We start from the raw sequence: 2,910 nt of genomic DNA on the forward strand, positions 1-2,910 counted from the left end.
TCGGTGAACTTGATGGCGTTGTTCACGAAGTTGACCAGCACCTGCCCGATGCGGTGCGGATCGCCCAGCAGGTAGGGTGGCACGCCCTCGGCCACTGCCACGTGAAAGCGCAGGCCCTTGGCCTTGGCCTTGTCATCGAACAGCTCCGACAGGTCGGCCAGCAGGGTGGGCAGCTCGAACGGCACGGTTTCCAGCACGAGGTGGCCGCCGTCGATCTTGGAGAAGTCGAGCGTGTCGTTGACGATGCCCAGCAGCCGGCGGCCGGCGCGGTACATCTGGTCCATGCGCTCGCGCTGCGGCGGGGTCAGGGCCTCGTCCTTGAGCGCGAGCTGGGCCAGGCCCAGGATGGCATTCAGCGGGGTGCGGATCTCGTGGCTCATCACGGCCAGGAAGGTGGCTTTCTCTTCGGCGGCCTGGGCCAGCGCGCGGGCCTGGTTTTTCTGCTCGGTGACGTCCAGCCACACGCCGTTGAACAGCACGGCGCCATCGGGCAGGCGCCGCGCGGTGGCCAGGGTCTTGAGCCACCGCGTGCGGTCGCCGTGCGCCACCTCGACGTCGAAGTCCAGCGGCTGCAAGGTGCGCAGGCTGTGCTCGAAGCGCTCGCGCAGCGCGTCCTGCCCGGATGGCGGCAGGCCGTAGGTCTGCTCGACGGGGCCTTCCAGGCGCAGCAGTTCGTGCGCGGGGCGGCCCTGCAGTTCGGCGGCCTTGTCGCTCACGAAGAGAAAGCGCTGCCAGCCATCGGGGCGCACGTGCATCTGGAACACGGCGCCCGGGATGGCGCCGGTCAGGTCCACGAGCTGCTCGGACAGGCGGCGCGCCTCGGCGCTCGCGGCCACCTCGATCGCCAGGCGGTCGGCGCGCTGCATGCTTTCCTTGAACACCTGCAGCGCCTTGGCCATGGTGCCCACTTCGTCGCGCCGCTCGGTGCCGGTGACGGTGTCGTCGTATTCGCGGTCGGTGAGCCGTTCCATGTGCCGCGTGAGCCGCAGGATGGGGCGGGAGATCTGGAAGACGGCCACCCAGGACGACAGCGCGATCACCAGGGCCAGGCCGATGCCCACGGCCAGCGCGGTGGTCAGGATGGTGTCGCGCGTGACCTGTCCGAGCCGCACGGACGATTCCTGGAACTGCGTGACGGAGTCGTTGCGCTGCTGGTTCATGTCCCGCTGCAGCGCGCGCAGGGCGGGCTCGAACTCGCCGTGGATGATCTGCAGTGCCCGGTCGCCACGCCAGCGCGATGCGGCGTCGACGATGCGCGCGGCCAGCGCGAAGGCCGCCGTGGCGCGCTGGCGGATGGACTGCAGCTGCGCGGCATTGGCGGGCACCAGGGCTTCGGTGGTGTCGATCTGCTGGTTGAACTGGGCCTGCAACTGGGCCAGGCGGGTCAGGGCGGCGCGCATGGTGGCCTCGTCCTGCTCGGTCAGCACGGCATACACGAGGCGGCTCGATTCACTCAGCAGCAGGGCGGCATCGCCGATGTGCAGCGCGCTCTGCGCTTCGCGCTCGATCAGCGCGTTGTACTGCTGGTCGATGCCGCGCATCTTGCTGGTGGCGTAGAGCATCGATGCCGTGGAGATGACACCCATCAGGCCCACGAGAAAGACGATCTTCGCGGTGAGCGGCAGGTGGGAGAAGGACCGCAGGACATACCGGGACAAGGACATGGTCGCTCCGTGGAAGGGTGTGCGCAAAAGCGGCGTGCGGGTGGGGGTCAGGGCTTGCGGGCGATGGCCCCGCGCAGCGCCGCCACGGCGCCGGGTGTGTCCAGCCGCCCCTGCAGGTGGCGGGTGACCGCGTCGTAGACGGCGGCCTTTACCGCGGAGGGATGGGCATTGCCCATGGCGATGGAGCCCATGAGGGTGCGGCGCATGTTGGCGCCGCGCAGGTCGGTGATGGCGCGCTGGCCGCAGCGGTTGAACGGAGCCTGCTGCACGTCCACGCGCGCGGGCGCCGCGCCGGTGCGCACGTTCACGGCCACCTGCAGGTCCGGGTCCATGAGGATGGAGGCGAAGCGCTCCTGCGCCGCGCGCTGGCGTGCGGGCTGCTTGAAGAAGACGAACTGGTCGCTGTTGAAAAGGTACATGCCCTGGGTGTCGGGAAAGCGCCAGCACTGGTAGTCGCGGTCGGGCAGCATGCCACGCACCTTGAACTCGCCGTCCACCCAGCTCCCCTGCACCTGCAGGAGGGCCTGCCCGCCGGCGACGAGGTCGGTGGCCTGGTCCCAGCGGCGGCGCATGAAGCCCGCGTCCAGGTACTGGGCCAGTTGCCGCATGCGCTCGAAGATCACGGTGGTGACCGGGCCGTCGAGCGCGGTCGGGTCCAGGTCGAGAAAGGCGCGCCGGTAGAACGCCGCGCCGCCGGTGCCGGCCGCGACCGATTCGAACAGCAGCGTGTGTTCCCACGCTTCCTTGCCGATGGCCAGCGGCCGGATGCCGGCGGCGCGGGCCCGGTCCAGCAGGGCGATCAGGTCGTCCCAGGTGTCGGGCGGCGCGGCGGCTCCCAGCCGGCGCGCCAGGGACTGGTTGACCCAGAGCCAATTGGTGGAATGCGCGTTGAACGGGGCCGCCACCCACTGGCCCTGCCATTTGGAGAGCTGCTGGATCTCGTTGGGGACGACCTCGTCCCATTCCTCGCGCGCGGCGACGTCGTTCAGGTTGTCCAGCAGCCCGCGCCGCGCCCATTCGTGGATCTCGTAGCCGATCATCTGCGCGGCGGTGGGCACCCGCCCCGCGCGCACGCGGGCCGCCAGCACGTCGGTGTAGCGCGCGGTGCCGCTGCCGGGCGAGAAGTCTTCCTTCCAAGCCAGGTCCCGCTGGCGCGTGAAGTCGCGGATCGCGTCCATGCTGGCGCGCTCGCCGCCCGCCACCCACCAGTGGAACACCTCCACGCCCGCCGGCTCGCTGCGGGCGG

At 70.3% G+C, this 2,910-nt stretch carries 2 protein-coding genes; both read right to left on the bottom strand.

Features of this window, described 5'->3' with window-relative positions; translation table 11 throughout:
- Window positions 1–1,664: sensor histidine kinase (locus tag AC27IO_RS22380; protein WP_498740836.1), on the bottom strand; the 1,664-nt coding region annotated here is incomplete at its 3' end.
- A 47-nt stretch (window positions 1,665–1,711) separates the two neighbouring features.
- Window positions 1,712–2,910, bottom strand: a 1,199-nt coding sequence (locus AC27IO_RS22385; RefSeq protein ID WP_498740838.1) for an ABC transporter substrate-binding protein, incomplete at its 5' end; no start/stop codon positions are given.

The sequence above is a fragment of the Acidovorax sp. KNOB132 genome (genome assembly GCF_057541515.1).